The organism is Bittarella massiliensis (ex Durand et al. 2017), from assembly GCF_009876955.1.
GTDB lineage: Bacteria > Bacillota > Clostridia > Oscillospirales > Ruminococcaceae > Bittarella > Bittarella massiliensis.
On sequence record NZ_WWVY01000052.1, the window covers coordinates 1 to 1,087 of the forward strand.

Below are 1,087 nucleotides of genomic sequence, written 5' to 3' on the forward strand. Positions count from 1 at the left end.
GGTGAATTATACTATCAAGTGCAACACTTTAGGGGAACAAAAAGAAGTCCATACAGAACCCTGGTAGAATGAAGTTACCACACCACCAAACCACCGGAGGGAACTGTATGAACTATCATCATCTTACCATAGAAGAGCGCAGTTGTATACGGAAATATTATGTGGATGGGTTGAGCTATCGAGAGATCGCTCGGCTGATCGGGAGAAACGTGAGTACTGTGTCGCGGGAGATACGGCGGAACTGCAGCCACATGTATGACATTCCGACCTACTACCCGCACACAGCGCAGAAGAAGTATCTGCTGCGCCGTTCCTACTGCCACCGCGGGATGTTCCATTCACAGGAAGTGCTCGACTACATAGAGGAAAAGCTGCGGGCGACCTGGTCGCCGGAGCAGATCGCCTGTACCCCTTGTGAGCTGAAGCTGCCAAGCTGGCGTACCATCTACCGGTGGATCTACGAGAAATACCTGGTAAATGGCAATCTGAAAGTACTGCGCCACAAGGGAAAGAGCCACGGAGTGAAAGAAACGCGAGGGAAATACAGTAAGGGAAAGTCGATCCGCAAGAGGGACAAGTCGGTATACAGCCGTGAGGAAGCCGGGCATTGGGAAGCGGATACAGTGGTGAGTGGCCAGGGCAAAAGCAAAGCCTGCTTTGCCACCCTGGCGGAGCGCAAGACTCGGTTTTACATTGCCATGAAGATGTCGGACCGACGGGCGGAGACCATGGAGAACGCCATTGTCGCTGCATTGTCCGCTTTCCCTCCGCAACTGGTCAAGACCATTACCTGCGACCGGGGCACGGAGTTTGCCAACTGGCGCCGCATTGAAGAACGATTGCATTGCGAGGTCTATTTTGCCGACCCATATTGTGCCTGGCAGAAAGGTACAAACGAGAATCTGAACGGCCTGCTCCGGGAGTTTTATCCCAAGGGCAGGAACCTTTCCCGTGTTGCTCCCGCCACATTAAAACGAAACCTGGCGTTGTTGAACGCCAGGCCTCGCAAAGTTCTGTACTTCCATTCTGCTCAGGAATTATGGGACTTCGAGCTCAATTCCTGTTGCACTTAGTTTGACAATTCACT

1 protein-coding gene is annotated in these 1,087 nt (G+C 52.4%); it reads left to right on the forward strand.

Going from position 1 to position 1,087, the window contains the following annotated elements; translation table 11 throughout:
* Positions 1 to 107: 107 nt before the first annotated feature.
* Entirely contained in the window at positions 108 to 1,073 is a 966-nt protein-coding gene (locus GT748_RS15055) for an IS30 family transposase (protein WP_009323729.1), read from the forward strand.
* Positions 1,074 to 1,087: the final 14 nt, after the last annotated feature.

What these genes read in the sequence shown, in the direction of transcription:
- GT748_RS15055 (WP_009323729.1), top strand. Translation starts at nt 108, where the DNA reads ATGAACTATCATCATCTTACCATAGAAGAGCGCAGTTGTATACGGAAA.